This is a genomic window from Micromonospora sp. NPDC048935 (genome assembly GCF_043197875.1).
Taxonomy (GTDB): Bacteria; Actinomycetota; Actinomycetes; order Mycobacteriales; family Micromonosporaceae; genus Micromonospora.
On the sequence record NZ_JBICTZ010000002.1, the window covers coordinates 145,729 to 169,388 of the forward strand.

22 protein-coding genes are annotated in these 23,660 nt (G+C 70.5%); 13 read left to right on the top strand and 9 right to left on the bottom strand.

Annotation, left to right across the window (positions count from 1 at the left end; all coding sequences use genetic code 11):
* Nucleotides 1-66 precede the first annotated feature (66 nt).
* Complete coding sequence (locus ACGFIW_RS06970) at nt 67-294, bottom strand: hypothetical protein (RefSeq protein ID WP_393311524.1); 228 nt, start codon at nt 292-294, stop codon at nt 67-69.
* 65 nt (nt 295-359) lie between these two features.
* Nucleotides 360-2,372 (bottom strand): protein kinase, encoded by a 2,013-nt coding sequence (locus ACGFIW_RS06975; protein ID WP_393311526.1) that lies wholly within the window; start codon nt 2,370-2,372, stop codon nt 360-362.
* A gap of 90 nt (nt 2,373-2,462) precedes the next feature.
* Between ACGFIW_RS06975 and ACGFIW_RS06980 the strand changes: the two genes are divergently transcribed.
* Both ACGFIW_RS06980 and ACGFIW_RS06985 read left to right on the top strand, forming a co-directional pair.
* A complete protein-coding gene (locus ACGFIW_RS06980) occupies nt 2,463-2,660 on the top strand; it encodes an acyl-CoA carboxylase subunit epsilon (protein ID WP_393311528.1) in 198 nt (65 codons plus the stop codon).
* An 88-nt stretch (nt 2,661-2,748) separates the two neighbouring features.
* The gene (locus tag ACGFIW_RS06985) at nt 2,749-3,213 is read left to right on the top strand and encodes a hypothetical protein (protein ID WP_393311530.1); all 465 of its coding nucleotides are present in this window, start codon (nt 2,749-2,751) and stop codon (nt 3,211-3,213) included.
* A 74-nt stretch (nt 3,214-3,287) separates the two neighbouring features.
* On the opposite strand, the gene ACGFIW_RS06990 is transcribed toward ACGFIW_RS06985, so the two are convergent.
* Entirely contained in the window at nt 3,288-3,746 is a 459-nt protein-coding gene (locus ACGFIW_RS06990; protein ID WP_393311532.1) for a hypothetical protein, read from the bottom strand.
* An 863-nt stretch (nt 3,747-4,609) separates the two neighbouring features.
* Between ACGFIW_RS06990 and mycP the strand changes: the two genes are divergently transcribed.
* The 3 genes from mycP to ACGFIW_RS07005 all read left to right on the top strand — a co-directional run bounded on the left by mycP (nt 4,610) and on the right by ACGFIW_RS07005 (nt 7,267).
* On the top strand, nt 4,610-5,758 hold the full coding sequence (gene mycP / locus ACGFIW_RS06995; RefSeq protein WP_393312730.1) for a type VII secretion-associated serine protease mycosin: 1,149 nt from the start codon (nt 4,610-4,612) through the stop codon (nt 5,756-5,758).
* 190 nt (nt 5,759-5,948) lie between these two features.
* A complete protein-coding gene (locus ACGFIW_RS07000) occupies nt 5,949-6,617 on the top strand; it encodes a Maf family protein (protein ID WP_393311534.1) in 669 nt (222 codons plus the stop codon).
* On the top strand, nt 6,614-7,267 hold the full coding sequence (locus tag ACGFIW_RS07005; RefSeq protein ID WP_393311536.1) for an O-methyltransferase: 654 nt from the start codon (nt 6,614-6,616) through the stop codon (nt 7,265-7,267). Before ACGFIW_RS07000 ends, ACGFIW_RS07005 begins: the two co-directional genes overlap by 4 nt.
* A gap of 256 nt (nt 7,268-7,523) precedes the next feature.
* Here ACGFIW_RS07005 and ACGFIW_RS07010 read toward each other — a convergent pair whose 3' ends face one another.
* The 3 genes from ACGFIW_RS07010 to ACGFIW_RS07020 form a co-directional block, all read right to left on the bottom strand.
* Nucleotides 7,524-8,279: an ABC transporter permease gene (locus ACGFIW_RS07010; protein WP_357076433.1), complete on the bottom strand. Its 756-nt coding sequence runs from the start codon at nt 8,277-8,279 to the stop codon at nt 7,524-7,526.
* A 41-nt stretch (nt 8,280-8,320) separates the two neighbouring features.
* On the bottom strand, nt 8,321-9,280 hold the full coding sequence (locus tag ACGFIW_RS07015) for an ATP-binding cassette domain-containing protein (protein WP_393311538.1): 960 nt from the start codon (nt 9,278-9,280) through the stop codon (nt 8,321-8,323).
* A gap of 156 nt (nt 9,281-9,436) precedes the next feature.
* Nucleotides 9,437-10,051, bottom strand: a complete 615-nt coding sequence (locus tag ACGFIW_RS07020; RefSeq protein WP_393312732.1) for a PadR family transcriptional regulator — start codon at nt 10,049-10,051, stop codon at nt 9,437-9,439.
* A gap of 140 nt (nt 10,052-10,191) precedes the next feature.
* Here ACGFIW_RS07020 and ACGFIW_RS07025 point away from each other — a divergent pair, with 140 nt between their 5' ends.
* Nucleotides 10,192-11,943 (top strand): acetyl/propionyl/methylcrotonyl-CoA carboxylase subunit alpha, encoded by a 1,752-nt coding sequence (locus tag ACGFIW_RS07025; RefSeq protein WP_393311540.1) that lies wholly within the window; start codon nt 10,192-10,194, stop codon nt 11,941-11,943.
* A gap of 99 nt (nt 11,944-12,042) precedes the next feature.
* Nucleotides 12,043-13,482, top strand: coding sequence for a GuaB1 family IMP dehydrogenase-related protein (locus tag ACGFIW_RS07030; RefSeq protein WP_393311542.1), 1,440 nt, complete (start codon nt 12,043-12,045; stop codon nt 13,480-13,482).
* A gap of 66 nt (nt 13,483-13,548) precedes the next feature.
* On the opposite strand, the gene ACGFIW_RS07035 is transcribed toward ACGFIW_RS07030, so the two are convergent.
* Entirely contained in the window at nt 13,549-14,142 is a 594-nt protein-coding gene (locus tag ACGFIW_RS07035; protein WP_393311544.1) for a TetR/AcrR family transcriptional regulator, read from the bottom strand.
* Between the two features lie 83 nt (nt 14,143-14,225).
* Here ACGFIW_RS07035 and ACGFIW_RS07040 point away from each other — a divergent pair, with 83 nt between their 5' ends.
* From ACGFIW_RS07040 to ACGFIW_RS07055, 4 genes are read left to right on the top strand one after another with little or no spacing between them, the layout of a single operon-like run.
* The gene (locus tag ACGFIW_RS07040) at nt 14,226-14,672 is read left to right on the top strand and encodes a DoxX family membrane protein (RefSeq protein ID WP_393311546.1); all 447 of its coding nucleotides are present in this window, start codon (nt 14,226-14,228) and stop codon (nt 14,670-14,672) included.
* Nucleotides 14,673-14,697: 25 nt separating this feature from the next.
* Entirely contained in the window at nt 14,698-15,180 is a 483-nt protein-coding gene (locus ACGFIW_RS07045; protein ID WP_357555644.1) for a MarR family transcriptional regulator, read from the top strand.
* A complete protein-coding gene (locus ACGFIW_RS07050) occupies nt 15,174-16,907 on the top strand; it encodes an ABC transporter ATP-binding protein (RefSeq protein ID WP_393311548.1) in 1,734 nt (577 codons plus the stop codon). Before ACGFIW_RS07045 ends, ACGFIW_RS07050 begins: the two co-directional genes overlap by 7 nt.
* On the top strand, nt 16,904-18,988 hold the full coding sequence (locus ACGFIW_RS07055; RefSeq protein ID WP_393311550.1) for an ABC transporter ATP-binding protein: 2,085 nt from the start codon (nt 16,904-16,906) through the stop codon (nt 18,986-18,988). The genes ACGFIW_RS07050 and ACGFIW_RS07055 overlap by 4 nt, the downstream gene beginning before the upstream one ends.
* A 59-nt stretch (nt 18,989-19,047) precedes the next feature.
* Here ACGFIW_RS07055 and thrS read toward each other — a convergent pair whose 3' ends face one another.
* Nucleotides 19,048-20,265 carry a threonine--tRNA ligase gene (gene thrS, locus ACGFIW_RS07060; protein WP_393311552.1) on the bottom strand — a complete coding sequence of 406 codons (1,218 nt, stop codon included), beginning with the start codon at nt 20,263-20,265 and terminating at the stop codon, nt 19,048-19,050.
* A 520-nt stretch (nt 20,266-20,785) separates the two neighbouring features.
* Here thrS and ACGFIW_RS07065 point away from each other — a divergent pair.
* On the top strand, nt 20,786-21,400 hold the full coding sequence (locus ACGFIW_RS07065) for a DedA family protein (protein WP_393311554.1): 615 nt from the start codon (nt 20,786-20,788) through the stop codon (nt 21,398-21,400).
* Between the two features lie 191 nt (nt 21,401-21,591).
* Nucleotides 21,592-22,221, top strand: coding sequence for a DUF998 domain-containing protein (locus ACGFIW_RS07070; RefSeq protein WP_393311556.1), 630 nt, complete (start codon nt 21,592-21,594; stop codon nt 22,219-22,221).
* Here ACGFIW_RS07070 and ACGFIW_RS07075 read toward each other — a convergent pair.
* Complete coding sequence (locus tag ACGFIW_RS07075) at nt 22,199-23,602, bottom strand: NAD(P)H-quinone dehydrogenase (RefSeq protein WP_393311558.1); 1,404 nt, start codon at nt 23,600-23,602, stop codon at nt 22,199-22,201. The genes ACGFIW_RS07070 and ACGFIW_RS07075 overlap by 23 nt on opposite strands.
* Between the last annotated feature and the right edge of the window lie 58 nt (nt 23,603-23,660).

Sequence of the window (23,660 nt, forward strand, 5' to 3'; positions counted from 1 at the left end):
AGCGGGATCGACTGTCACCACACGGTCGACAATCGGTCCGGCTGCCGCCACACCACCGGTCACGGGTCAGGCCCGCCGCCGGCTCAACGCCGACACCACAGTTTCCTCGCGGGCCAGCGCGCCCCGGCGGGTCAACCGCCAGGCGGCCACCCCGGAACCAACAACCAGCACCACGCTGAGCAGTGCGATGAGCGCCGGAATCCCCATGGTGACAAGCAGCAGGATCGCGTCGCCGAGCGCCACGAGCATCCACAGTGCCAGCCGAGGCCGGGTGTCCCTCCGTCGGTAACCCATGTCGTGCCTCCCTCCGTCGTCGAAGGTCAAGTACCCCGGACGACGGAGGGTCATGCGAATGAGTTTCAGTCCTGCCGGTCGGGCACGAAACCCTTGGCGATCCGGTCGAAGTTCGGCAGGTTGGCCTGCCAGTCCTTCTCCGCGATCTCCCACCGCAGGGCGTAGCCCCGGTTACTGGCCGTCACGAACCCACGGTTGCGGACGTGGATCCTGGTGCCGTCGCGGGTCTCCAGCCACTCCCAGTCGGAGCAGGTCTTCCAGAAGTTGCAGCGCACGATGCCGAGCTTCTGGTAGTTCTTGACGATGCCCGCGCGGTCCGGCTCGATCCGCACCCAGTTTGCGTAGGCGTCCTTCTCCGGCCTCGGCGTCCACTGCACGAGCAGCTCACCCGGGCCGTCGGGATCGTCGAAGACGACAGTGTCGCTGCTGGCCTCTTCGCGCACCCAGCCGTCGGGGATCGGCAGGCTGAAGCCGGCCGGGTCCCGGTGCAGCTTCCAGCCCGCCGGCAACGCGTTCGGGTCGACCGAGGGCGAGGCCGACGGCGTCGCGCTGGGGGCACCGGTGGTGGGCGCCGGCGCAGCGGAACTCGGCGCCGCTGCCGACGTCCCGCCACCCCCGGTCGGCTCGGTCTGCGGGGTCGTGTCGTCGCCCTTGGTGAGCATCGGCACCACCACCACGAGGCCGATCAGCAGCAGGGCGACCACGGCCCCGATCAGCAGGTTACGTCGGGTGTTGTTCGGCTTCGTGCCGTCGAACGGCGGCACCGACGCGCGACCCGCCGGACTCACCGGCGGCATGAGCGACGTCGGCGTCGTCGGCCTGCGCTGTTCCGGAGCCACCGGCGGGCCGTCGACCGCCGTCGGCTCGTCGTCGTTCGTCGTACCGTCGACGGCGCTCGTCGTACCGTCGCCGGTCGTGTCGGCCGCGGCCGTGACCTTCGCGGTCGGGTCGGCATCGGACGGCGCGGCATCGGACGGGCGGTCGATCGGCGCGGTCGGCTCGGCCGGCACCGGCGCGGTCGGGTCGGCAGTCACCGGCGCGGTCGGGTCGCCGTGCGCGCCGGAGGGAACGACGGCCGTCGGCGTGGCATCGGCGGCGGAGGTCGTGGCAGCGGCGGAGGTAGCGGAGGCCGGCGGCGACACCGGCCGGTCGACACTCTCGGCGGGTCGCGGCGCCGGCACGTGCGGCGGACGCGGCTCGCGCGGACCGTTCGGCCCCGGCCGGCGTACGCCATCAAGCAGTGAGATGCCACGCGCACGCTTGCCACCGGCGCGGCGCAGCAGGCGTTCCGCCACCTCGGCGGTGATCCGCTCGTTCGGGTCCTTGCGCAGCAGCCCGTTGAGGACGGCCTTCAGCGGACCGGCGTTCTTCGGCGGCGGAATCGGCTCGGTGGCCAACGCGGCCAGGGTCCCGATCGCCGACGGCCGGGCGTACGGCGACTTGCCCTCGACCGCCGCGTAGAGCGTCGCGCCCAACGACCACAGGTCCGCCTCCGGGCCGGCGGTGCCGTCCCGGGCACGCTCCGGCGAGATGTACGCAGGCGAGCCGAGCACCATGCCGGTGCGGGTCACGTTGGGGTCACCCGGGATGGTCGCGAGACCGAAATCGGTCAGCACCACCCGGCCGTCCTCGCCCAGCAACACGTTGCCGGGCTTCACGTCGCGGTGCATCACGCCCGCCTTGTGCGCCGCACTCAGCGCACCCAGCACGCCGAGGCCGATCTCCACGGCGCGGGCCACCGAGACGGGGCCATCCTCGGCGAGAGTGTCCTGCAACGACTTCGACGCCACGTACTCCATCACGATCCACGGATCGCCGTCGGTGCGCAGCACGTCGAAGATGCGGACGACGTTGGCGTGGTTGAGCCGGGCGATGGCCCGCGCCTCCCGCAGCGAGCGCTCGCGCATCTCGCGGCGCTCCTCATCGGTGAGACCGGGCGGCGGCACCAACTCCTTGATGGCGACGTCCCGGTGCAGCACCTCGTCGCGTGCCTTCCACACCCGGCCCATGCCGCCCTGGCCGAGCGGCGACAGGAGCCGGTATCGGTCAGCGACGAGTTGGGGAAGCGCGTTCGACATCGCTGAGACGGTACCCGGACCCGCTGACGCTCACACCGCCGGCACGCCACTGTGCGGTCCCCGTAACTTTCGGCCGCGTACCCTGGCGGCATGTCTGCTGAAGAGCCGCTGTTCCGGGTCGTTCGCGGCGTGCCCACCGCGGAGGAGTTGGCCGCCCTGGTGGGAGCGATCATCACCCGATCCCGCCCCGCCGCCGCTCTCGCGCCGACGACCACGTCCGCCTGGGCTCGCAGCGGTCGGCCGGTCGCCTCCGGCGGGTGGCGTACCTCCGGCCTGCCCCGCAGCTGACCCGACCGGCCGGGCGGGGGCTGTCAGGGGCACGTGGAGCGGTTACCCTCACTCAGGGAGACGGTGCGGTGACACTTAGGGAGGACCCGTGATCCCTCAGGAGGACCGGCCAGCGCCCTGGCTGCGCGGCTACGGCGGCATCGAGGCCGACATCAGCCAGCTCAGAGAGTTCGCCGACCGGCTCGCCGCCGAGGTCGAGAGCAACTACGCGCCGCACCTGTCGTACATCGCCGAAGACATGTCCGCGAAGCTGCCCAACCCGTGCGACGCCTTCGTCGAGCTGGTCACGTTCCTGCACGCGCACCACGAGACGCAGCAGGCCACCGCCGACATCGTGTACGCCGTCCGCGGCGCCACCGGCCACCTGGCCGCCGCCGCCGACCAGGTCGCCAGCCGATACGCCGACAGCGACGCCTTCACCGCCGCGCGAGTGGTGGACGTGCGACAGGCCCTCGCCGACCCCACCAGCATGCTGCCCGGCGGTCCGACACCGATGCTGACCGACCCGACCGGCGCCGACGCCGATGCCGGAGGGCCGGTGGTCCTGCCATGATCGACCGAGGCACCGGCCGCACCTCCGCCCTCACCGACTGGCACCTGATGGACGTCAACAGCATGTGGGCCTGCCTACAGGACCACGACACCACCAACCACTGGAAGCAGGTCGCCGGCTGGCGCAAGGTCTGCGACCTGGCACAAACCCACCTCAGCCGCCTCCGGGAATACCGGCGCGGGCTCGCCGAGGCGTGGCCCCCCGAGACCAGCGCCGCCTCCAGCACGTATCTGGCCGAGCTCGACGAACTGATCGACAAGGTGCAGCGCACCCACGACGCCGCCGCCGCGAACTACACCGCGCTCGCCGCCGCCACCCAGGCCATCGGCACCACCCGCGCCGCGCTCCGCAAGATCCACGAGGAGTACGCGACCAAGTCCCAACAGAAGCAGGCGTACGAGTCGATGGCCACCGACCCGAAAGCGATAATGGGCAACCGGATGGCCGAGGCGCCTGTTACTGACGCGGACCTGGAACGACTGAATACTCAGGCACGGACGGCCATGTTCAACCTCAGTGGCGAACTCCAACAAGCCCAAGCAACCCTCCAAAAACCACCAGCAGCACCTCCACGCCCGAGACGGGATCCCTCAGACTCGGACGCTTATGGCTCCGCCGCGCCGATAATCCCTCCAATCCTGTCGGTGCCAATAGCCGTCGACTCAAGCCCTCCTTCGCCCAGGCCCAGTTCGCCGAGCGGCCCACAACCCACCCAATCCGCCCCCGTGATAGGGCCAGTCCTTGGCGGCACCAGTGCCGGAGTTGCCTCGCCTCCGACGAGCGCTGCGGCACCCGTGGCTGGAATATCCGCTCAAGCGCCCGGCATCGGCCCAGCACCGCTGCAGCCGGGACCAATAGCTCATCCCCCAACTTCGCCCTTAAACGGAAATCCCGCAACCAGTGGTCGGCCGTTCAATGGGAGCAACAACTTCGCTCCGCATACCCCGCCGCCAACAACACGACCGATGCCGCCAGGTGGCCTTATTGGTGGAGCGCCTAACCCTGGACTCGGACAGCCTGGGTCCGGCTCCAACCCGACACGAAGAGTAAATCCGATCGGCGGCGTAATCGGCGGCGGCGGCGCCGGGACTGCTCCAACCGGTGGAGCAGGCTCCCGTCCAGGCGGAGGTCGGAGTTTGGTCGGAGGACAGCACCTGCCACCGATCGGTGGTGCCCCCGGCTTCGGTGGCACTGCCACCACGAGCCCAGGCGCAAACTACCCGCCCGGCCGCACCAACAGGCAGGGGCAGAACGAAGGACGGCACGGCTGGGACCCTGACCATCCATGGGAAACTGAGCAGGGAGTAGATCCTGTCGTGCGACCTTCAGAGGAACACGGTCCGCATGACCCTGGCCCGGCCATCGGCTTTAACAGGTAATGACATTAGCCAGACAAATCCCCAAGATATCAGTGATCAGCCTGCTGGTGACGCTGTCGACGGTTTATCCCCTCAAAACTAGTGCCCAACCTACGAATTATAAGCCCGGCGGTATTGAACGAGTCCGGTCTGATCAATGGCATCTAACCTACCTCAAAACCTCCGAAGCCCAGCAAATTTGCCGAGGAGCGGGAGTAATCGTCGCAGTCCCGGATACCGGCGTCCAACCACACCCCGACCTTCGCAGGAATCTTCTTCAAGGAACCGACATCCTCGCCGGAGGTGATGGCAACGGCCAGAGCGACCAGCACAGTCACGGCACCGGAATGGCTGGCTTAATTGCTGCACATGGCCAAGGCGCCAACTTGGGCGTGCTAGGAATAGCTCCAGAAGCGCGTATACTGCCAATTCGTGACACACCTGCTGACGGTAAAGAGGAACCCGACAATCTGGCTGCTGCCATCAACTTCGCCATCCGCAATGGGGCTGACATAATCAGCATATCTTCAGTAGGCGGGGCCGGGATTCCACTCCAGCGTTCCATCAAGGCAGCACTTGCGGCGGATGTAGTTGTAGTAGCCTCAGCTGGCAACCACCCCCAGGACGCCGCAGTTGGTTATCCCGCATCCGAGGAGGGGGTAATAGCTGTCGGCGGAATCGACCGGGACGGCAACCACGCTGCCGTTTCGGTGACCGGGCCGGAGATTGACGTGGTTGCGCCGGCGGTCGATATCTACAGCACGAGTATCGACGGCAAGTACCGCAAAGGCACCGGCACGTCTGACGCCACGGCGATCGTGGCGGGGGCGGCTGCGTTGATCCGGTCCAAGTACCCGTATCTGCCAGCGCGGGAGGTGGCGCATCGACTCACGGCGACGGCTGTGGACAAGGGCCCGCCTGGGCGTGACGACGAGTACGGCTATGGCGTGATCGATCTTGTGGCGGCGCTGACTGCGGACGTACCGCCGCTGGGGTTTGAATCTGTGAGCGCGCCGGCTGATGCTGGCCCGAAGACGGCCGTTGATGCCCAGCCGGGTGATGACGGCGATGCGACGGTGCGTGGCGTGGTCACCCTTGGGGTGATCTTGGCTGTGGGGGTCGGATGGGCGGTGGTGGCGCGGCGGCGGCGGCGCGGCGATGATCCACCGCCCAGGATCAGTCGCTGATTGGCAGACGGCGCCGTGATCGACTCGGGTTCCTTGATGTCGCGGTGTCGGGGGCGGTGGGACACCGCGGTTTCAAGGAAAGCGAGTCGATCACGGGCGACGCTGCACGGGCGACGCCGCTTGGGCCGGCGCGGGTGTTGCTGCGTGGTGGGGGGCGTTGTGTGGGTGGTTAGCCGGTAACGTCGGGTGGGTGTCTGAGACTCTGCCGCTCCGCCTTGTGCTCGCCTCGGCGAGCCCCGCCCGTCGCAAGTTGCTCCAGGCTGCTGGGATTGAGCCAGATGTGCTGGTCAGCGGGGTGGACGAGTCGTTGGTGGTGACCGAGCGGGCCGAGGAGTTGTGCCTGGAGTTGGCGCGCCTCAAGGCGCAGGCGGTGTTGACCCGGCTGAGCCCTGGTGCCGACCAGCGGACGTTGGTGATCGGGTGCGACTCCGTGCTCGCGTTCGACGGGGAGATCCTCGGCAAGCCAGCGGACCCGGCGGATGCCACCGGGCGTTGGCTGCGGATGCGGGGGCGCAGCGGCGTCCTGCACAGTGGGCACTGCCTGATCGACGTTGCCGCCGGGCGGCGCGCGGAGGCGGTCGCCTCGACCACTGTCCACTTCGCCGATATCAGCGACGAAGAGATCGCCGCGTACGTGGGCAGTGGCGAGCCGCTGGCGGTGGCCGGCGCGTTCACCATCGACGGGTTGGGCGGGCCGTTCGTGGAACGGATCGAGGGTGACCCGGGGACGGTTATCGGGTTGTCGATGCCGCTGCTGCGCCGCCTCCTCGCCGAGTTGGATCTGCGGATCACCGACCTGTGGACGAAGGTCGCGCCGGGCGGCCAATCGGTCGAGCCACTCGGTAACGTCCGGTCATGACCACCAAGTCGATCCCGCTCACTGACGAACTGCACGCGTACCTGGTCTCGCACGGCTCCCCGCCCGACGAAATCATTCTGGACCTGGCCGAGGAAACCCGGTCGGTGCTGCCGGAGCACGCCACCATGCAGGTGGCACCGGAGCAGGCCGCCTTTCTGACGTTCCTGACGCGGCTGCTCGACGTACGGCAGGCCGTCGAGATCGGCACGTTCACCGGGCTCTCGTCGCTGGCGATCGCCCGCGGGTTGCCCGAGGGTGGGCGGCTGACCTGCTTCGACATCTCCGAGGAGTTCACCGGCATCGCCCGGCGCTACTGGGAACGGGCCGGCGTGCAGGACCGGATCGAGCTGCGCATCGGCCCGGCCGGGGAGACGTTGCGGGAGTTGCCGCACGAGCGCTACCTGGACTTTGCGTTCATCGACGCCGACAAGACGGGCTACCCCGTCTACTGGGCCGAGTTGGTGCCCCGGATGCGGCCCGGTGCGGTGATCGCTGTCGACAACGTCCTGCGCGGCGGGCGGATCGTCGCGCCGCAGAACGAGGGCGACCGGGCGATCGCCGCGTTCAATGATGAGGTGTTGGCCGACGTACGGGTGGACCCGGTGATGCTGCCGATCGCGGACGGCCTCACCCTCGCCCGGGTGCTCTGAGCGGCCACGCCCGGCGTTTGATCCACTCGGGTTCCTGAAGGTCGCGGCCTCCCAAGCGGTAGGACACCCCGACTTCCAGGAACCCGAGTCGATCAAGCCCGCGCCGCCGCGTCGACCGCCCGCGCCGCGCCGACCGCCGCGCGGCGCCGAGCCAAGCGCCCGCGCCGCGCCGACCGCCCGCGTCGACCGCCCGCGCCGTCGATTTGCCCGCGCCGCCTGGCCGACCGGAGCGGCCGGGCCGCGCAGGCAGATCGCGTCAGCGGACGCTGCGGGCGAACTGGCGGGCGGCCCAGTAGACGCCGAGCGCGGCGAGCACCGCGGTGATGCTGAGGCCCTGCCAGACCTTGTCGCTGGCGAGGTCACCGGCGAACAGCGCACGGGTGCCGTCGACCGCCCAGGAGAACGGGTTCCAGTTGGCGATGCCCTGCAACCAGCCGGGGGCGAAGGTGAGCGGCAGCAGGATGCCGGACAGCAGCAGTACCGGCTGCGCCACCGTGTTCATCAGGGGGGCCAGCGCGTCCTCGCTCTTGACCTTGAGCGCGACGCCGTAGGAGACGGCCGAGGTCATGAGGGCGATCAGGGCGAGCATCAGGTACGCCAGCAGCAGGTCCCCGATGAACACCCGCAGGTCGAACAGGAGCGCCAGCAGGGTGATGATGATCGCCTGCACGACGAGCGACACGACGTCACGCAGTGAGCGGCCGAGCAGCAGGGCGAGCCGGCTGATCGGGGTGACCCGGGAGCGTTCGATGACGCCGGCGCGCAGTTCGGCGATCAGGCCGAAGCCCTGGAACAGCCCCCCGAAGATCGCCAACAGCACCAACAGGCCGGGAACGAAGATCTTGTAGGCGGCGGCCTGGGTGGGCGCGTTCAGTGCCGGTTTGAGCAGCGGGGCGAAGAGCAGCAGGTACATGACCGGCTGGAACACGCCGACGAAGACCCAGACCGGGTTGCGCAGCAGGAGTTGCGTCTGGCGCTGGAAGATCAACCAGGTGTCACGGGCGAATTTCATGAGTGGTCTCCGGTGGTCGGGACTCGCGCAGCGAGTGGTGGTCAGGACTCGCGCAGCGAGCGGCCGGTCTTGGTGAGGAAGACGTCGTCCAGGCTGGGTCGGTGCAGCTCGATCGAGCGCAGCTCCAGCCCGGCCTGGTCGAGCCTGCGCAGCACCTGCGGGATGGCGGTGGCGCCCTCGTCGACGTAGAGGCGCAGGCCGCCCTCGTCGATGGCCTCCAGCTTGTTGACGTAGGGCTCGCCGTCGAGCACCTGGGTGGCCTGCGGGGTCGCGGCCAGGTCGAGACCGACAAGCACCACGTCGCCGGAGATCTCGCGCTTGAGTTCGGCTGGCGTGCCCTCGGCCACCACCTCGCCGTTGTCCATGATCGCGATCCGGTCGCAGAGCGCGTCGGCCTCGTCCAGGTAGTGCGTGGTGATGAAGACGGTCATGCCGTCGCTGCGCAGCCGCCGGATCTCGTCCCACATGTGGGCGCGGCTCTGCGGGTCGAGGCCGGTGGTCGGCTCGTCCAGGAAGACGATCTTCGGCTCGTGGATGATGCCGAGCGCGATCTCGACCCGTCGGCGCTGGCCTCCCGAGTAGGTCTTGCACTTGCGGTCCGCGTACTCGGTGAGCTGGAAGGCGTCCAGCGCGCGGACCGCGCGCCGCTGCGCGTCGGCCTTGCTGATGCCGTACATGCGGGCGTGCAGCACCAGCTCGTCGCGGGCGGTGGACTCGTCCCAGGTGCTGCCGCCCTGCGGGACGTAGCCGATCCGCCGACGCACCTCGGCTGGGTCCTTACGCAGGTCGGCACCGGCGATGGTGGCGTCACCGCCGTCCGGCTCGATGAGCGTGGCGAGCATCCGCAGCGTGGTGGTCTTGCCAGCGCCGTTCGGGCCGAGGAAGCCGAAGATCTCGCCTTCGGCGACCTCAAGGTTGACACCGCGTACGGCGTCCACCGTCTTTGTCTCTCGACCCGCGCGGGAGCGGAACGACTTCCGCAGCCCCCTGGTCTCGATCATTTCTGCTCCTGGTCGTTCGGGCCGGCGGGGCCGGCCGTCGAGTGTCGTTCGGGCCGGCCGCGCGCCGGCCGTCGAGTGGGACGAACGCCGGACGGCGCACTCCCCCGCTGTGCCGACAGCAGGCTAACGCGATATAACTCTTGTAGTCAACGTTGATTATTCCGCTCGTGTCGGAGGCTCCGACTCCCGGCGCTCCTTCCACCCCGACCAACCCTCGACGCTCTCCAGTTCAGCGGGCAGGTACGACACGCCGGAGTCGATCCGCTCGGCGATCCGCTCGCACCACCCCATCTCCGCCTCCGCCCGCGCCGCCCACAGCTCGAACATCCAGCCCACGTGCACCGGCTTGCGATGACGCACCCAGTCCGACTCAAGGGAGGCCCGCATGGACTCGACGCCGGCACGCAGCAGATTGGCCCGATTGCGCAGGGCCGCGGCGGCCTCGGCACGCGGCATGGCCGGCAGGAACGAGAAGGCCACCGCGAAGGGGTCCGAGGGCTCGACGAGGTTCCACCAGAGGTTGCGCAGCATGGTCTCGAACTCGTCCTCACCCTTGGCGGTCACCTCGTAGGTGGTCCGGGCCGGACGGGCTCCGACCTGCTCGGTGGCGACGGCGCGGAGCAGTCCCTCCTCGGTGAGCTTGCGCAGGGCGTGGTAGATCGAGCCAGGCTGCACGTTCGCCCACTTGTCGGCGCTCCAGCTCAACAGCTCGCGGCGCACGTCGTAGCCGTGCACGGGCTGCATCCACCGCACCAGACCGAGGATCATCATTCGAGTCGCAGACACCCCGCAAGCGTAATAGCCAAGTTTGACTATGATGAGTGCCGCATTCCACACTGAGCGATCGTTAGGGTCAGCGGGGCGGCCGATACACTCCCCGTCAGTAACCTGCCCGGGGAGGAGCCACGAAGGTGCGCAAGGTACTCATCGCCAACCGCGGCGAGATCGCCGTTCGGGTGATCCGTGCGTGCCGCGACGCCGGCCTGGGCAGCGTCGCCGTGTACGCGGACTCCGACCGCGAGGCCCTGCACGCCACCCTCGCGGACGAGGCGTACGCACTCGGCGGGGACAGCGCGACCGAGACCTACCTGCGCATCGACAAACTGCTCGACGTGGCCGCCCGCGCCGGCGCGGACGCCGTACACCCGGGTTATGGCTTCCTCAGTGAGAACGCCGACTTCGCCCAGGCGGTCATCGACGCCGGGCTGACCTGGATCGGCCCCACCCCGCAGGCGATCCGCGACCTGGGCGACAAGGTCACCGCCCGGCACATCGCGCAGCGTGCCGGCGCGCCGCTGGTGCCCGGCACCCCGGACCCGGTGGCCAGCCCGGACGAGGTGATGGCGTTCGCCGTCGACCACGGCCTGCCGGTCGCCATCAAGGCCGCCTTCGGCGGCGGCGGGCGCGGCCTCAAGGTCGCCCGGACGATGGAGGAGATCCCCCAGCTCTTCGAGTCGGCCACCCGGGAGGCGGTCGCCGCGTTCGGGCGGGGCGAGTGCTTCGTCGAGCGTTACCTGGACCAACCCCGCCACGTCGAGGCGCAGGTCCTCGCCGACCAGCACGGCAACGTGATCGTGGTCGGCACCCGGGACTGCTCGTTGCAGCGTCGACACCAGAAGCTCGTGGAGGAGGCACCCGCGCCGTTCCTCACCGACGCCCAGCGGGCCCAGATCCACGACAGCGCCAAGGCGATCTGCCGCGAGGCCGGCTACCACGGTGCCGGCACTGTCGAATACCTCGTCGGCAAGGACGGCACCATCTCCTTCCTGGAGGTCAACACCCGACTCCAGGTCGAGCACCCGGTCACCGAGGAGACCGCCGGCATCGACCTGGTGCGCGAGCAGTTCCGGATCGCCGACGGCGCGAAGCTGCGGAGCACCGAGGACCCGACGCCGCGCGGGCACTCGATCGAGTTCCGGATCAACGGCGAGGATCCGGGCCGCAACTTCCTGCCCGCCCCGGGCACGGTCACCGCGCTGCGACTGCCCACCGGCCCGGGTGTGCGGGTGGACACCGGCATCTCGGCCGGCGACGTGATCGGCGGCAACTTCGACTCACTGCTGGCCAAGCTGATCATCACCGGTGAGACGCGGGCCGAGGCACTGGAGCGCGCCCGCCGGGCCCTGGACGAGATGATCGTCGACGGGATGGCGACCGCGCTGCCGTTCCACCGGCTGGTCGTGCGGGACGAGGCGTTCACCGCCGAACCGTTCACCGTGCACACCCGCTGGATCGAGACGGAGTTCCACAACACCGTGCCGCCGTTCGCCGCCGCCGCCGGCACCGCCGAGGCGCCGGCGGAACGCCAGACCGTCGTGGTCGAGGTGGGCGGCAAGCGCCTGGAGGTCAGCCTCCCCGCCGGCTTCGGCGGGAGTACGACCACCGCGGCACCCGCCACCCGTAAGCCGGCTCGACGCGGCGGCGCGGCCAAGGCGGGCGCACCGGTCAGCGGCGACGCGCTCACCTCACCCATGCAGGGCACCATCGTCAAGATCGCGGTAGCCGACGGCGACACGGTGGCCGAGGGGGACCTGGTGGTGGTGCTGGAGGCGATGAAGATGGAGCAGCCGCTGCACGCCCACAAGTCGGGCACGGTGAGCGGGCTCACCGCCGAGGTCGGCGCGGTGCTCACCGCCGGTGCCCCCATCTGCACCATCGCCTGACGGAACGGCACCCCGCGCGGAGGCGGGCTGGGCGCGCGGCGGGAGTGGTTTGCGGCACCGGACCCGGCGGCGGCGGCCGGGAGCGGGAATGATGGTCGGGTGCGGTTCCTTCACGGCGCGGCCCCCGCGCACGACCTGACCTATACCGACGTCTTCATGGCGCCGGCCCGTTCCGACCTCGGCTCCCGGCTGGACGTCGACCTGTCCACCGGTGACGGCACCGGCACCACCATCCCGCTTGTGGTGTCCAACATGACGGCGGTCGCCGGCCGGCGGATGGCCGAGACGGTGGCCCGGCGCGGTGCGATCGCGGTGATCCCGCAGGACATCCCGATCGAGGTCGTCGCGAACGTCGTCGCCTGGGTCAAGCAGCGGCACCTGGTCTACGACACGCCGATCACCCTGGGCCCGACCGAGACCGTGGGTGACGCCATCCACCTGCTGCCCAAGCGCTCGCACGCGGCGGTGATCGTGGTCGACGACGCCGGTCGGCCGATGGGCGTGGTCACCGAGGCGGACACCACGGGCGTGGACCGGTTCGCCCAACTCCGGCACGTGATGTCCACCGAGTTGCACACCGTCCCGGCGGACGCGGACCCGCGTACCGGCTTCGACCTGCTCTCCGCGGGTCGTCGCCGGCTCGCTCCGGTGGTGGACGCCGACGGCCGGCTGGTCGGGGTGCTGACCCGGCAGGGCGCGCTGCGCGCCACCCTGTACACGCCGGCCGTGGACGACCGGGGCCGGCTGCGCATCGCCGCGGCCGTCGGCATCAACGGCGACGTGACAGGTAAGGCCGCCGCGCTGCTGGAGGCGGGGGTGGACACGCTGGTCGTGGACACCGCGCACGGCCACCAGACGCGGATGATCTCCGCCCTTCAGGCGGTCCGCAAGCTGGACCCGGGGGTGCCCGTGGCGGCCGGCAACGTGGTCACCGCCGAAGGGGTACGCGACTTGGTCGAGGCGGGAGCGGACATCATCAAGGTCGGCGTCGGGCCGGGCGCGATGTGCACCACCCGGATGATGACCGGCGTGGGTCGACCACAGTTCTCCGCCGTCCTCGACTGCGCGGCAGCGGCCCGGCAACTGGGCCGACACGTCTGGGCCGACGGCGGGGTGCGGCACCCCCGGGACGTGGCGCTCGCACTCGCCGCGGGGGCGTCGAACGTGATGATCGGCTCGTGGTTCGCCGGCACCTACGAGTCCCCCGGTGACCTCTACACCGAGCCGGACGGCCGGCGGTACAAGGAGAGCTTCGGGATGGCCTCGGCTCGGGCGGTCAGCGCCCGAACCGCCGACGACAGCCCGTACGACCGGGCCCGCAAGGCGGTGTTCGAGGAGGGCATCTCCTCGGCCCGGATGTATCTGGACCCGGCCCGGCCCGGCGTCGAGGACCTGATCGACGAGATCATCGCCGGGGTACGCAGCGCCTTCACCTACGCCGGCGCACGCAACCTCACGCAGTTCCACGACCAGGCGATCGTGGGCGTCCAGAGTGCCGCCGGTTTCACCGAGGGGATGCCCCTGCCCACCAGTTGGTAACCCCCGCCCAACCTCTGTTGATCATGAGGTTGTCGCCGTCCGCGTCGACGTGTCGTGGCAGTAGCCTCACGAGCCCGGGGCCGGGCCGGGGGCCTGCTGGTGGGTGGGCAGGCGGCTCAGCACGGCTCGGGCCGCGTCGCCCGGGTGGTCGCCGACGCGGTCCGGCAGGGCGCCCGACAACCAGAGGGTCGCGAAGCCGTGGGCGATCGACCAGGCCGCGAGCGCGTGCCGGTCGGCGTCGACCGGACCACTGTCGCCGGCCAGGGCGGCCACTCCGGAGCGGAGTGCGGCACCGGAGCGCTCCCGTGCCGCGATCAGCTCGGGGTCGTCGGCCCGGTAGAGCTCGGGCCGGAACATCACCTCGAAGTACGCGCGGTGCGTGACAGCGAAGTCGACGTACGCGACACCGGCCTCCAGGAAGTCGTCTTTCGCGGCAACCAACGTCTGGGCCAGCAGCTCGAAGCCCTGAGCGGCGAGCGCGGTGAGCAGGCCGGCCTTGTCGCCGAAGTGGTGTGCGGGCGCGGCGTGTGAGACGCCGGCCCGACGAGCCAGGTCGCGCAGGCTCAGCGTGGCGGGTCCCACCTCCTCGATGGCCTCCAGGGCCGCCGCGAGCAGGGCGCGGCGGAGGTCGCCGTGGTGGTAGGCGCGCGTCCCGGTCATACCCGAATCCTATCTTGTCATTGACAAGATGCCATCCCGCCTCGCAATCTTGTCACTGACAAGTTTCTCCGAGGAGGATTCCGATGGCACCCCTGATCGCCCTGATCGCCGGCACCGCACTGGCCCGCCTCGCCGGCGCGACCGGCAGCTCCGCACTGGACGGCTGGCACCCCGCGCTGCGGGTCGGGCTGGCCACGATGTTCGTGCTGACCGGTCTCGCGCACTTCGCCGGTCAGCGCCGTGCCGACCTGATCGCGATGGTCCCGCCCCGCCTACCCCACCCGGCCCTGCTGGTGACGCTCACCGGCGTCCTCGAACTGGCGGGTGCCGTCGGACTGCTGATCCCGGCGACCGCACGACTGGCCGCGGCCGGGCTCGGCCTGCTCATGCTCGCGATGTTCCCGGCCAACGTCTCCGCCGCGCGTCGGCGGCTGCCCCTGGGCGGGCGTCCGGTCACCGCGCTCGGGCCGCGCACCGTCCTGCAGATCGTGTTCGTGGCCACTGCCGCGGCAATTTCGTTTGGCCCCTGACTATCAGGGAGCTAATCTGCTTCCCGTGGAACTCGTCACTCTCCAGGATGTGCCGCTGGCCCGGCTGCTGGTGGTGGCCGGACACCTGGTCGGGCAGCGGTGGAACCGCTACCTCGCCGAGGAGCACGGCCTCACCCAAGCCGGCATGGTCACCCTGATGACGCTCGCCCGACACGGCGAGCTGCCCCACCGTGAGGTCGCCGAGAAGGGCTTCGTCCGGCCGGCGACCTTGACCGGCATCGTGGACACGCTGGTCCGCGACGGACTTGTCGAACGGCAGCGCGACGACAGTGACCGACGCAGCGTACGCATCGTCCTCACCCCCGCCGGGCGGGAGCGAGCGGCCACGCTCAGCACGCTGATGCACGCCGGACGCCCACTCACCTCGGTCGACAGCGATCCGGCGAAGGCACAGGTGATCCGCGAGTTCCTGCTAGAGGTCATCGGCAGCGGGGACGACCCGCGGATGACCGGCCGCCCTACCGAGCAGAAGGACCCGGCGTGCTGATCCGACTGTTGCGCAACCAACTGCGCACCTACCAACGACCGTTGCTGGCTCTGGTGCTGCTCCAGTTCGTGGGCACCATGGCCTCGCTCTACCTGCCCAGTCTCAACGCCGACATCATCGACAAGGGCGTGGCCCGGGGCGACACCGACTACATCGTGCACACCGGCGGGTGGATGCTGCTGGTCAGCCTGGTTCAGATCGTCTGTTCGATCGCCGCGGTCTACCTGGGCGCGCGGGTCGCGATGGGCTTCGGCCGAGACGTCCGGGCCACGCTGTTCGAGCACGTCAACCGCTTCTCCGCCCGCGAGGTGGCCCGGTTCGGAGCGCCGTCACTGATCACCCGCAACACCAACGACGTGCAACAGGTGCAGATGCTCGTCGTGATGAGCTGCACCATGCTGGTCGCCGCGCCGATCATGAGCGTCGGCGGCGTGGTGATGGCGCTGCGTGAGGATGTCGGGCTCTCCTGGCTGATGCTGGTCAGCGTGCCGGTCCTGGCCATCACGCTCGGCACGATCATCCGCCGGATCGTGCCGGGCTTCCGGCTGATGCAGACCCGCATCGACACGGTCAACCGGGTGCTGCGCGAGCAGATCACCGGCATCCGGGTGGTCCGCGCGTTCGTCCGCGAGCCGTACGAGACGGACCGCTTCGGCGTGGCCAACGCCGACCTGACCGCCACCGCGCTGCGGACCGGCCGGCTACTGGCGCTGATCTTCCCGGTGGTCATGCTGGTGCTGAACGTCTCCAGCGTGGCGGCGCTCTGGTTCGGTGCGCAGCGGGTGGACGCCAACGCGATCCAGGTCGGCGCGCTCATCGCCTTCCTGCAATACCTGATGCAGATCCTGATGGCCGTGATGATGGCCACCTTCATGCTGATGATGGTGCCCCGGGCCGCGGTCTGCGCCGAGCGGATCGTCGAGGTGCTGGACACCGACTCCTCGGTGGTCCCGGCCGCCGCGCCGGTCAGCGAGCTGGCCGCCCGGGCCGAGTTGGAGCTGCGCGGGGTGCGCTTCCAGTACCCGGGCGCGGTGGAGCCGGTGCTGCGGGACATCTCCTTCCGGGCCACCCCGGGCACCACCACGGCGATCATCGGCAGCACCGGCGCGGGCAAGACGACACTGCTGTCGCTGATTCCCCGCCTGGTCGACGTCACCGCCGGCGCGGTGCTCGTCGACGGGGTGGACGTGCGCGAGTTGGCGCCCGACGAGCTGTGGGGGCGGATCGGCCTCGTGCCGCAGCGGCCGTACCTGTTCACCGGGACTGTCGCCAGCAACCTGCGCTACGGCAACCCGGACGCCACCGACGAGGAGCTGTGGGCGGCGTTGGAGATCGCCCAGGCGCGAGACTTCGTGGCCCAGATGCCCGGCGGCCTGGAGGCGCCGATCGCGCAGGGCGGCACCACCGTCTCCGGTGGGCAGCGACAGCGCCTGGCCATCGCGAGGGCGTTGGTCCGGCAGCCGGAGATCTACCTCTTCGACGACTCGTTCTCGGCGCTGGACCTGGGCACGGACGCGCGGCTGCGAGCCGCCCTGCGGCCGGTCACCGCGCAGTCCGCGGTGATCATCGTGGCCCAGCGGGTGTCCACGATCATCGACGCCGACCAGATCATCGTTCTGGAGAACGGAGGTGTCGTCGGAGTGGGACGACACGCGGACCTGTTGGAGACCTGCCCGACGTACGCCGAGATCGTGGCGTCCCAGCAGACCACGGAGGTGGCGGCATGAGCGAGCGCGACGAGCCGCGCGGCGCGGCCGTACCCAGTCAGAAGCCGGCCGCCGACGGACGGACGCCGGGAGGCGACGCCGCGCAGCAGCCCGGCGGTGGCGGGGCGACGCCGAAGCGGCTGCCGCCCGGCCGTGGCCCGGGCTGGATGAGCGCCGGGATGCCCGCCGAGAAGTCGATGAACTTCGGGCCGTCCGCCCGACGGCTGCTCGGCCGGCTGCGCCCGCACCGGGTGCACCTGTCCGCGATCATCACGTTGGCCGTGGTGAGCGTCGGGTTCAGCGTGGCCGGGCCGAAGATCCTCGGCCACGCCACCGACCTGATCTTCAGCGGGGTGATCGGCCGGGAACTGCCCGCCGGCACCACCGCCGACCAGGCCGTCGCCGCGGCGCGGGCCAGCGGCAACGACAGCTTCGCCGACATGCTCGCCCGGATGGACGTGGTGCCCGGTGTGGGCATCGACTTCACCGCCCTGGGTCGGGTGCTGCTGCTGGCGCTCGGGCTCTACCTGGCCGCGAGCGTGCTGTCCTGGTGGCAGGGCTGGCTGCTCAGCGGGGTGGTCCAGCGCACCGTGCTGCGGTTGCGCGCCGAGGTGGAGGAGAAGATCAACCGGCTGCCGCTGCCGTACTTCGACAGGCAGCCGCGCGGCGAGCTGCTCAGCCGGGTCACCAACGACATCGACAACATCGCGACGAGCCTCCAGCAGACGCTGAGCCAGCTGCTCACCTCGCTGCTGACCGTCGTCGGCGTGCTGGCCGTGATGTTCTGGATCTCACCGCTGCTGGCCCTGGTGGCCCTGGTCGCCGTGCCGTTGTCGGTGCTTGTCACCCAGCGAATCGCCAAGCGCTCGCAGAAGCAGTTCATCGCCCAGTGGACGCACACCGGCGAGCTGAACGGTCAGATCGAGGAGGCGTACACCGGTCATGAGCTGGTGAAGGTCTTCGGCCGGCAGCGTGAGGTGGAGGCCGCGTTCCACGCGAAGAACGAGGAGTTGTTCCGGGCGAGCTTCGGGGCGCAGTTCATCTCCGGGATCATCATGCCGTCGATGATGTTCATCGGAAACCTGAGCTACGTGGCAATCGCCGTGGTCGGCGGGCTGCGGGTCGCCTCCGGGACGATGAGCCTCGGTGACGTGCAGGCGTTCATCCAGTACTCCCAACAGTTCACCCAACCGCTCACCCAGCTCGCGTCGATGGCCAACCTGCTCCAGTCCGGGGTGGCCTCGGCCGAGCGGGTCTTCGCGGTGCTCGACGCCGACGAGCAGACGCCCGACCCGGTCCAGCCGGCCCGGGTGGCCGACCCGCACGGTCGGGTCGAGTTCGAGCACGTCTCGTTCCGCTACGAGACGGACAAGCCGCTGATCGACGACCTGTCGCTGGTCGCCGAGCCGGGGCACACGGTGGCGATCGTCGGCCCGACCGGCGCCGGCAAGACCACACTTGTCAACCTGGTCATGCGCTTCTACGAGCTGGACGCCGGCCGGATCACGCTCGACGGGGTGGACATCACCACGATGCGCCGCGACGACCTGCGCCGTCGGATCGGCATGGTGCTCCAGGACACCTGGCTGTTCGGCGGCACCATCCGCGACAACATCGCCTACGGGCGACCGGCCGCGACCGAGGAGGAGATCCTCGCCGCGGCTCGGGCGACCTTCGTGGACCGGTTCGTGCGCAGCCTGCCGGACGGCTACGACACGGTCATCGACGAGGAGGGCAGCAACGTCAGCGCCGGTGAGAAGCAGCTCATCACCATCGCCCGCGCGTTCCTCGCCGAGCCGTCGCTGCTGATCCTGGACGAGGCCACCAGCTCGGTGGACACCCGCACCGAGGTGCTGTTGCAACGGGCGATGGCCGCGCTGCGTTCGGACCGGACCAGCTTCGTCATCGCCCACCGGCTCTCCACCATCCGCGACGCCGACCTGATCCTGATGATGGAGGACGGTCGGATCGTCGAGCAGGGCACCCACGAGCAGTTGCTCGCCGCCCATGGCGCGTACCACCGGCTGTACCGCTCCCAGTTCACCGGTGCCGTCGCCGACGAGGAAGCGGCCGACCCGGCCGCCCAACCCGCTGCGGTCTGAGGCGGGTCGCCGTGCGCGCCACGCGAGCGACGGCGACCCACCCCAGCTCGGCGGGTGGGTCAGCCGGCCGGAAGCAGCTCGGCGGCGCGCGCGGCGACCTGGCCGCCGATCAGGGCGAGCGCCGCGTCCGCGGGCATCGGATCCAGGGTCCGGCCGCCGCGCAGGCGCAGCGCGAGGTGCCCGTCGGCCGCCTCGCGGGCACCCAACACCCCGAGGTACGGGACGCGGCGGCGAGCCGCGTCCCGGATCCGGGAGCCCAGCGAACCGGCGACGTCCACCTCGACCCGCAGGCCGGCGTCGACGGCCCGCCGGGCCAGGTCGGCCGCCGCGTCGGCCTGCCCGTCGTCGACCGGCAGCAGCACCAGGTGGACCGGCGCGTACCAGGCCGGGAAGGCGCCCTCGTGCACCTCGATGAGGTACGCGAAGAGCCGCTCCATGCTGCCGACCAGGCTGCGGTGCACCATCACCGGTCGACGCCGGCTGCCGTCCGAGTCGGTGTACGACAGGTCGAACCGTTCCGGCTTGTCGAAGTCCAGCTGAATGGTGGAGATGGTCGACTCCCGGCCGGCGGCGTCGACGATCTGAATGTCGATCTTCGGGCCGTAGAAGGCCGCCTCCCCCGGTGCCTCGACGTACTCCACCCCGGCCAGCGCGCCGCGGAGCAGGTCCTCCGCGACGGCCCACTGCGCGTCGTCACCGACGTACTTCTCGCCCGGTCCGCGCAGCGACAGCCGGAAGCCGGCCGGGCGGACGCCGAGCGCGGCGTGCGCGGCGCGGATCAGTCGGAGGATCTCGACGACCTCCCCGCCCACCTGCTCGGGGGCGCAGAAGGTGTGCGCGTCGTTGAGCGAGATGGCGCGTACCCGGGACAGCCCGCCGAGCACCCCGGAACGCTCCGAGCGGTACATTCCGCCCAACTCCGCGATCCGCAGCGGCAGCTCGCGATAGGAGCGGCCCCGGGCACGGAAGACCAGGGCGTGGTGTGGGCAGAGCGCCGGCCGGAGCACGAACTCGTCGTCCGCGCTCAGTCGCATCGGCGGGAACATGTCGTCGACGAAGTAGCCGAGGTGCCCGGAGAGTTCGAACAGTTGGCGTTTGCCCAGCGGGGGCGAGTAGACGTGCTGGTGGCCGGAGCCGCGTTCCAACTCCCGGACGTACTCCTCGACGGCATGCCGGGCGGCGGCTCCGGCCGGCAACCAGATCGGCAGGCCGGCCCCGGCCAACGGATCGGAGACGAAGAGGTCCAGCTCGCGGCCGAGCTGACGGTGGTCGATCATGTCGGGCTCCTGGATCGGGGAGGACCCGGAGACGACCTGGGCTCCGTTCGGCGCGCGGCCCTCCGGGGCGGATCGCCCCGGGGCCTGGTCGACGGTGGTTACGTCAGAGCGGCGCGCCGGGGATTCCCGGCGTCGTGGTCACCACTACCGCGCTGCGCATACGGCGACCGTACTCCCCGGACGACCGGGGGCGCACCCGGATTCACGGCGGCGAGGGGAGAGGTGGGCCGCCGGCGCGGGACCCGCCGGCGGCCCTCGCGGCCCGAGTCGTCAGGAACGGGGGACCCGACGGGCGTGGGCCGCGCGCGTCAACGGTACGCCGACGTCAGCCGATCTGCCGACCGGCCTGGGACGGGTGGGACAGGCCCCGGACCCGTCACCCGAGACTGGCTCGCCTCGTTGTATCCGGGTGGGTCCTGTCGTGTCGACCGTCACGACGGGCCGGGCCCGTCCACCGTGACGCCGGACACGCCGTCAGGCTCAGGGCACCCAATCGGCCGCATTCGGCGAGGTGGCAGGCGTGCCCGAACTACTGACTGACGTCGCATCGCCGACGTGGGCGTACCTGCTGCTGCTCGCACTGCTGGTCGCGGACGCCTTCGTCCCGGTGATCCCCACCCAGATCGTCATGATCACCAGTGGTGCTCTCACCGTCTACGGCGGGCTCAACCTGCCGGTCACCATCGCCGTCGGCGCGCTCGGCGTCTTCGCCGGCGACCTGGCCTGCTACCTGCTCGGGCGAAACGCACCGGACCGGCGGGCACCCCGGCACGCCGAGCTGAGCCGCGCCCGACGGGTGGCCAGTCGGGTCACCAAGGGTCTCCGCCAACCCGGGCCGATGGTCATCCTGCTCTGCCGGTTCGTGCCCGGCGGCCGGATGGCGGCCTGCTTCTCGGCCGGCCGCAGTCGCTACCCGTACCGGCTGTTCGTGCTCTACGAGGCCGTCGCCGCGCTGGGCTGGGCCACCTACGGCGCGCTGGTCGGGCACCTCGGCGGCACCGCGCTCACCGAGTCGGCGTGGCGGCTGGCCATCATCGCCACCGCCGCCGCCGCCGGGTTCGCCGCAGCCGGCTGGGCCATGACCCTGCTGAGCGCCCGCCACGCCCGCGCCGCCACAAACATCCCGATCGACTAACTCGCCCCGCCCCGCCCCGCGATCTTGCACTTACTGTCCCCGCAAATGGGTTGTATAGCTACATAAGGGCGACCGCAAGTGCAAGATCGCGGAAGGTGTGCCCCAACCCATTCATCTAGGGGTGGTCCCCTGGGGCGATTTCGGTGGGCTTCCCGGATCCGGCTCGGGTGTCCGCGGCGACAGGCTGAGTCATGCCTGGAACCCGGAACACCGGCGTGCTCGCCCTCGGCGGGATCGCCCTGGCGGCGCTGCTCACCCTGATCGGTCACCTCGAAGTCAACGACGACCTCAACCCGTGGGCGCTGACCATCAGCGACTTCGCGGTCTCCGACCGGGGCGGCGCCATCGACGCCGCCATGGTGGTGCTGGCGCTCGCCACGGTGGCGCTGCTGTACGGGCTGCGTCGCACCGGCCCGCCCCGACCGCGCGCCGGGACCGACGAGCTGCTGCTCGGCGCGTGGGTGGGCGGGCTGCTGCTGGCCGCACTGGTGCCGACGAACGAGCCCGGCACCGCCATGACCACCGCCGCGTACGTCCACCGGTACGCGTCGGTCGTCGCCTTCCTGGCGCTGCCGATCGGCGGTTGGCTGCTCGCCCGCCGGACGGAACTGGCCCCCGCCGCCCGGACGCTACGCACCCTCGTCCTGGTCAGCCTGGCCCTGGCAGCGGCCATGGCCTGGTCCGCCTACCCCGGCGACCGGGTGCTCATCGGCCTGGCCGAACGCCTGCTCATCCTCACCGAGGTAGCGGTGCTGGCCACGGTGGCGGTCCTCCAGACCGGACGGGAAGGAGAGCGGGTTACTCCAGCTCGTGCAGCATGAGCTGGCGGGCCGCCTCGGTGATCGAGCCGGACAGCGACGGATAGATGGTGATGGTCTGGGCCAGCTCGTTGACCGTCAGGTTGTTCTCCACGGCCATGGTGATGGGCAGGATCAGCTCGCTGGCCTTCGGCGCGACCACCACACCGCCGATCACCTGGCCGCTGGCCGGACGGCAGAACAACTTCACGAACCCGTCGGAGAGATCGTCCATCTTCGCCCGGGCGTTGCCGGACAGCGGCAGCATCACCTGCCGGGCCGGGGTCCTGCCCGCGTCCACCTCGTCCTGCGAGACGCCCACCGTGGCCAACTCCGGGTCGGTGAAGACGTTCGCGGCGACGGTACGCAGCCGCAGCGGGCGTACCGCCTCACCGAGGGCGTGCCACATGGCGATCCGACCCTGCATCGCGGCGACACTTGCCAGCAGCAGCACCCCCGTGCAGTCGCCGGCGGCGTAGATGCCGGGCACGTTGGTCCGGGAGACCCGGTCCACCGTCACGTAGCCGCCCCGGCCCAGCTCCACGCCGTACTCGGTCAGGCCCAGGTTGGCCGTGTTCGGAACGGACCCGACCGTGATCAGCGCGTGCGAGCCGGTGACCCTGCGGCCGTCGGAAAGCTCCACCTCGACGCCGTCCGCGGTACGACGGACCGCGTCGGCCCGCGAGTTGTTGAGGATCTCCATGCCCCGGTTGCGGAAGACCCGCTCGATGGCGGACGCGGCGTCGGCGTCCTCGTGCGGCATCACCCGGTCCCGGCTGGACACCAGGGTGACCTGGACCCCCATCGCCAGGTACGCGCTGGCGAACTCCGCCCCCGTGACACCGGAACCGACCACGATCAGGTGCTCGGGCAGCTCCGGTAGGTCGTACACCTGGCGCCAGGTCAGGATGCGCTCGCCGTCCGGGACGGCGGTGGGCAACTGGCGGGGTGTCGAGCCGGTGGCCACCAGCACGGTGGTCGCCGCGATGGAGTATTCCGCACCGCCGTCCGCGGGAGTCACGACGACCCGGTGGGTGTGCCCGAGGGCGTCCTCGCCGAGCCGCGCGGTGCCGGCCACGACGGTGACGCCGGCCTTGAGCAGCTTGGCGTGGATGTCGGCGGACTGCGCCAGCGCCAGCCGCTTGACCCGCTCGTGCACGGCCCGTGCGTCGACGGTGACCGCCTCCAGGCCGTCCGAGTGCACCCCGAACTCCTCGGTGTCCCGATAGCCGGTGACCACCCCCGAGCTGGCGATGAAGGTCTTCGACGGTACGCAGTCGGAGAGCACACACGCTCCGCCCGCCCCGTCGGCCTCGACCACGGTGACATCGGCGTCCAGCTGGGCGGCGACCAGGGCCGCCTCGTACCCGGCCGGCCCCCCGCCGATGATCACGATCTGGCTCACAGCGTTCGCCCTTCGTCCATGGTCACAGTGACTTTGTTCTCCCGAGCGCATTCGACAC

Coding starts and splice junctions, on each gene's coding strand:
- ACGFIW_RS06970 (WP_393311524.1), bottom strand. CDS start 294: ATGGGTTACCGACGGAGGGACACCCGGCCTCGGCTGGCACTGTGGATG.
- ACGFIW_RS06975 (WP_393311526.1), bottom strand. CDS start 2,372: ATGTCGAACGCGCTTCCCCAACTCGTCGCTGACCGATACCGGCTCCTG.
- ACGFIW_RS06980 (WP_393311528.1), top strand. CDS start 2,463: ATGTCTGCTGAAGAGCCGCTGTTCCGGGTCGTTCGCGGCGTGCCCACC.
- ACGFIW_RS07005 (WP_393311536.1), top strand. CDS start 6,614: ATGACCACCAAGTCGATCCCGCTCACTGACGAACTGCACGCGTACCTG.
- ACGFIW_RS07010 (WP_357076433.1), bottom strand. CDS start 8,279: ATGAAATTCGCCCGTGACACCTGGTTGATCTTCCAGCGCCAGACGCAA.
- ACGFIW_RS07015 (WP_393311538.1), bottom strand. CDS start 9,280: ATGATCGAGACCAGGGGGCTGCGGAAGTCGTTCCGCTCCCGCGCGGGT.
- ACGFIW_RS07020 (WP_393312732.1), bottom strand. CDS start 10,051: ATGATGATCCTCGGTCTGGTGCGGTGGATGCAGCCCGTGCACGGCTAC.
- ACGFIW_RS07035 (WP_393311544.1), bottom strand. CDS start 14,142: ATGACCGGGACGCGCGCCTACCACCACGGCGACCTCCGCCGCGCCCTG.
- ACGFIW_RS07040 (WP_393311546.1), top strand. CDS start 14,226: ATGGCACCCCTGATCGCCCTGATCGCCGGCACCGCACTGGCCCGCCTC.
- ACGFIW_RS07055 (WP_393311550.1), top strand. CDS start 16,904: ATGAGCGAGCGCGACGAGCCGCGCGGCGCGGCCGTACCCAGTCAGAAG.
- thrS (WP_393311552.1), bottom strand. CDS start 20,265: ATGATCGACCACCGTCAGCTCGGCCGCGAGCTGGACCTCTTCGTCTCC.
- ACGFIW_RS07070 (WP_393311556.1), top strand. CDS start 21,592: ATGCCTGGAACCCGGAACACCGGCGTGCTCGCCCTCGGCGGGATCGCC.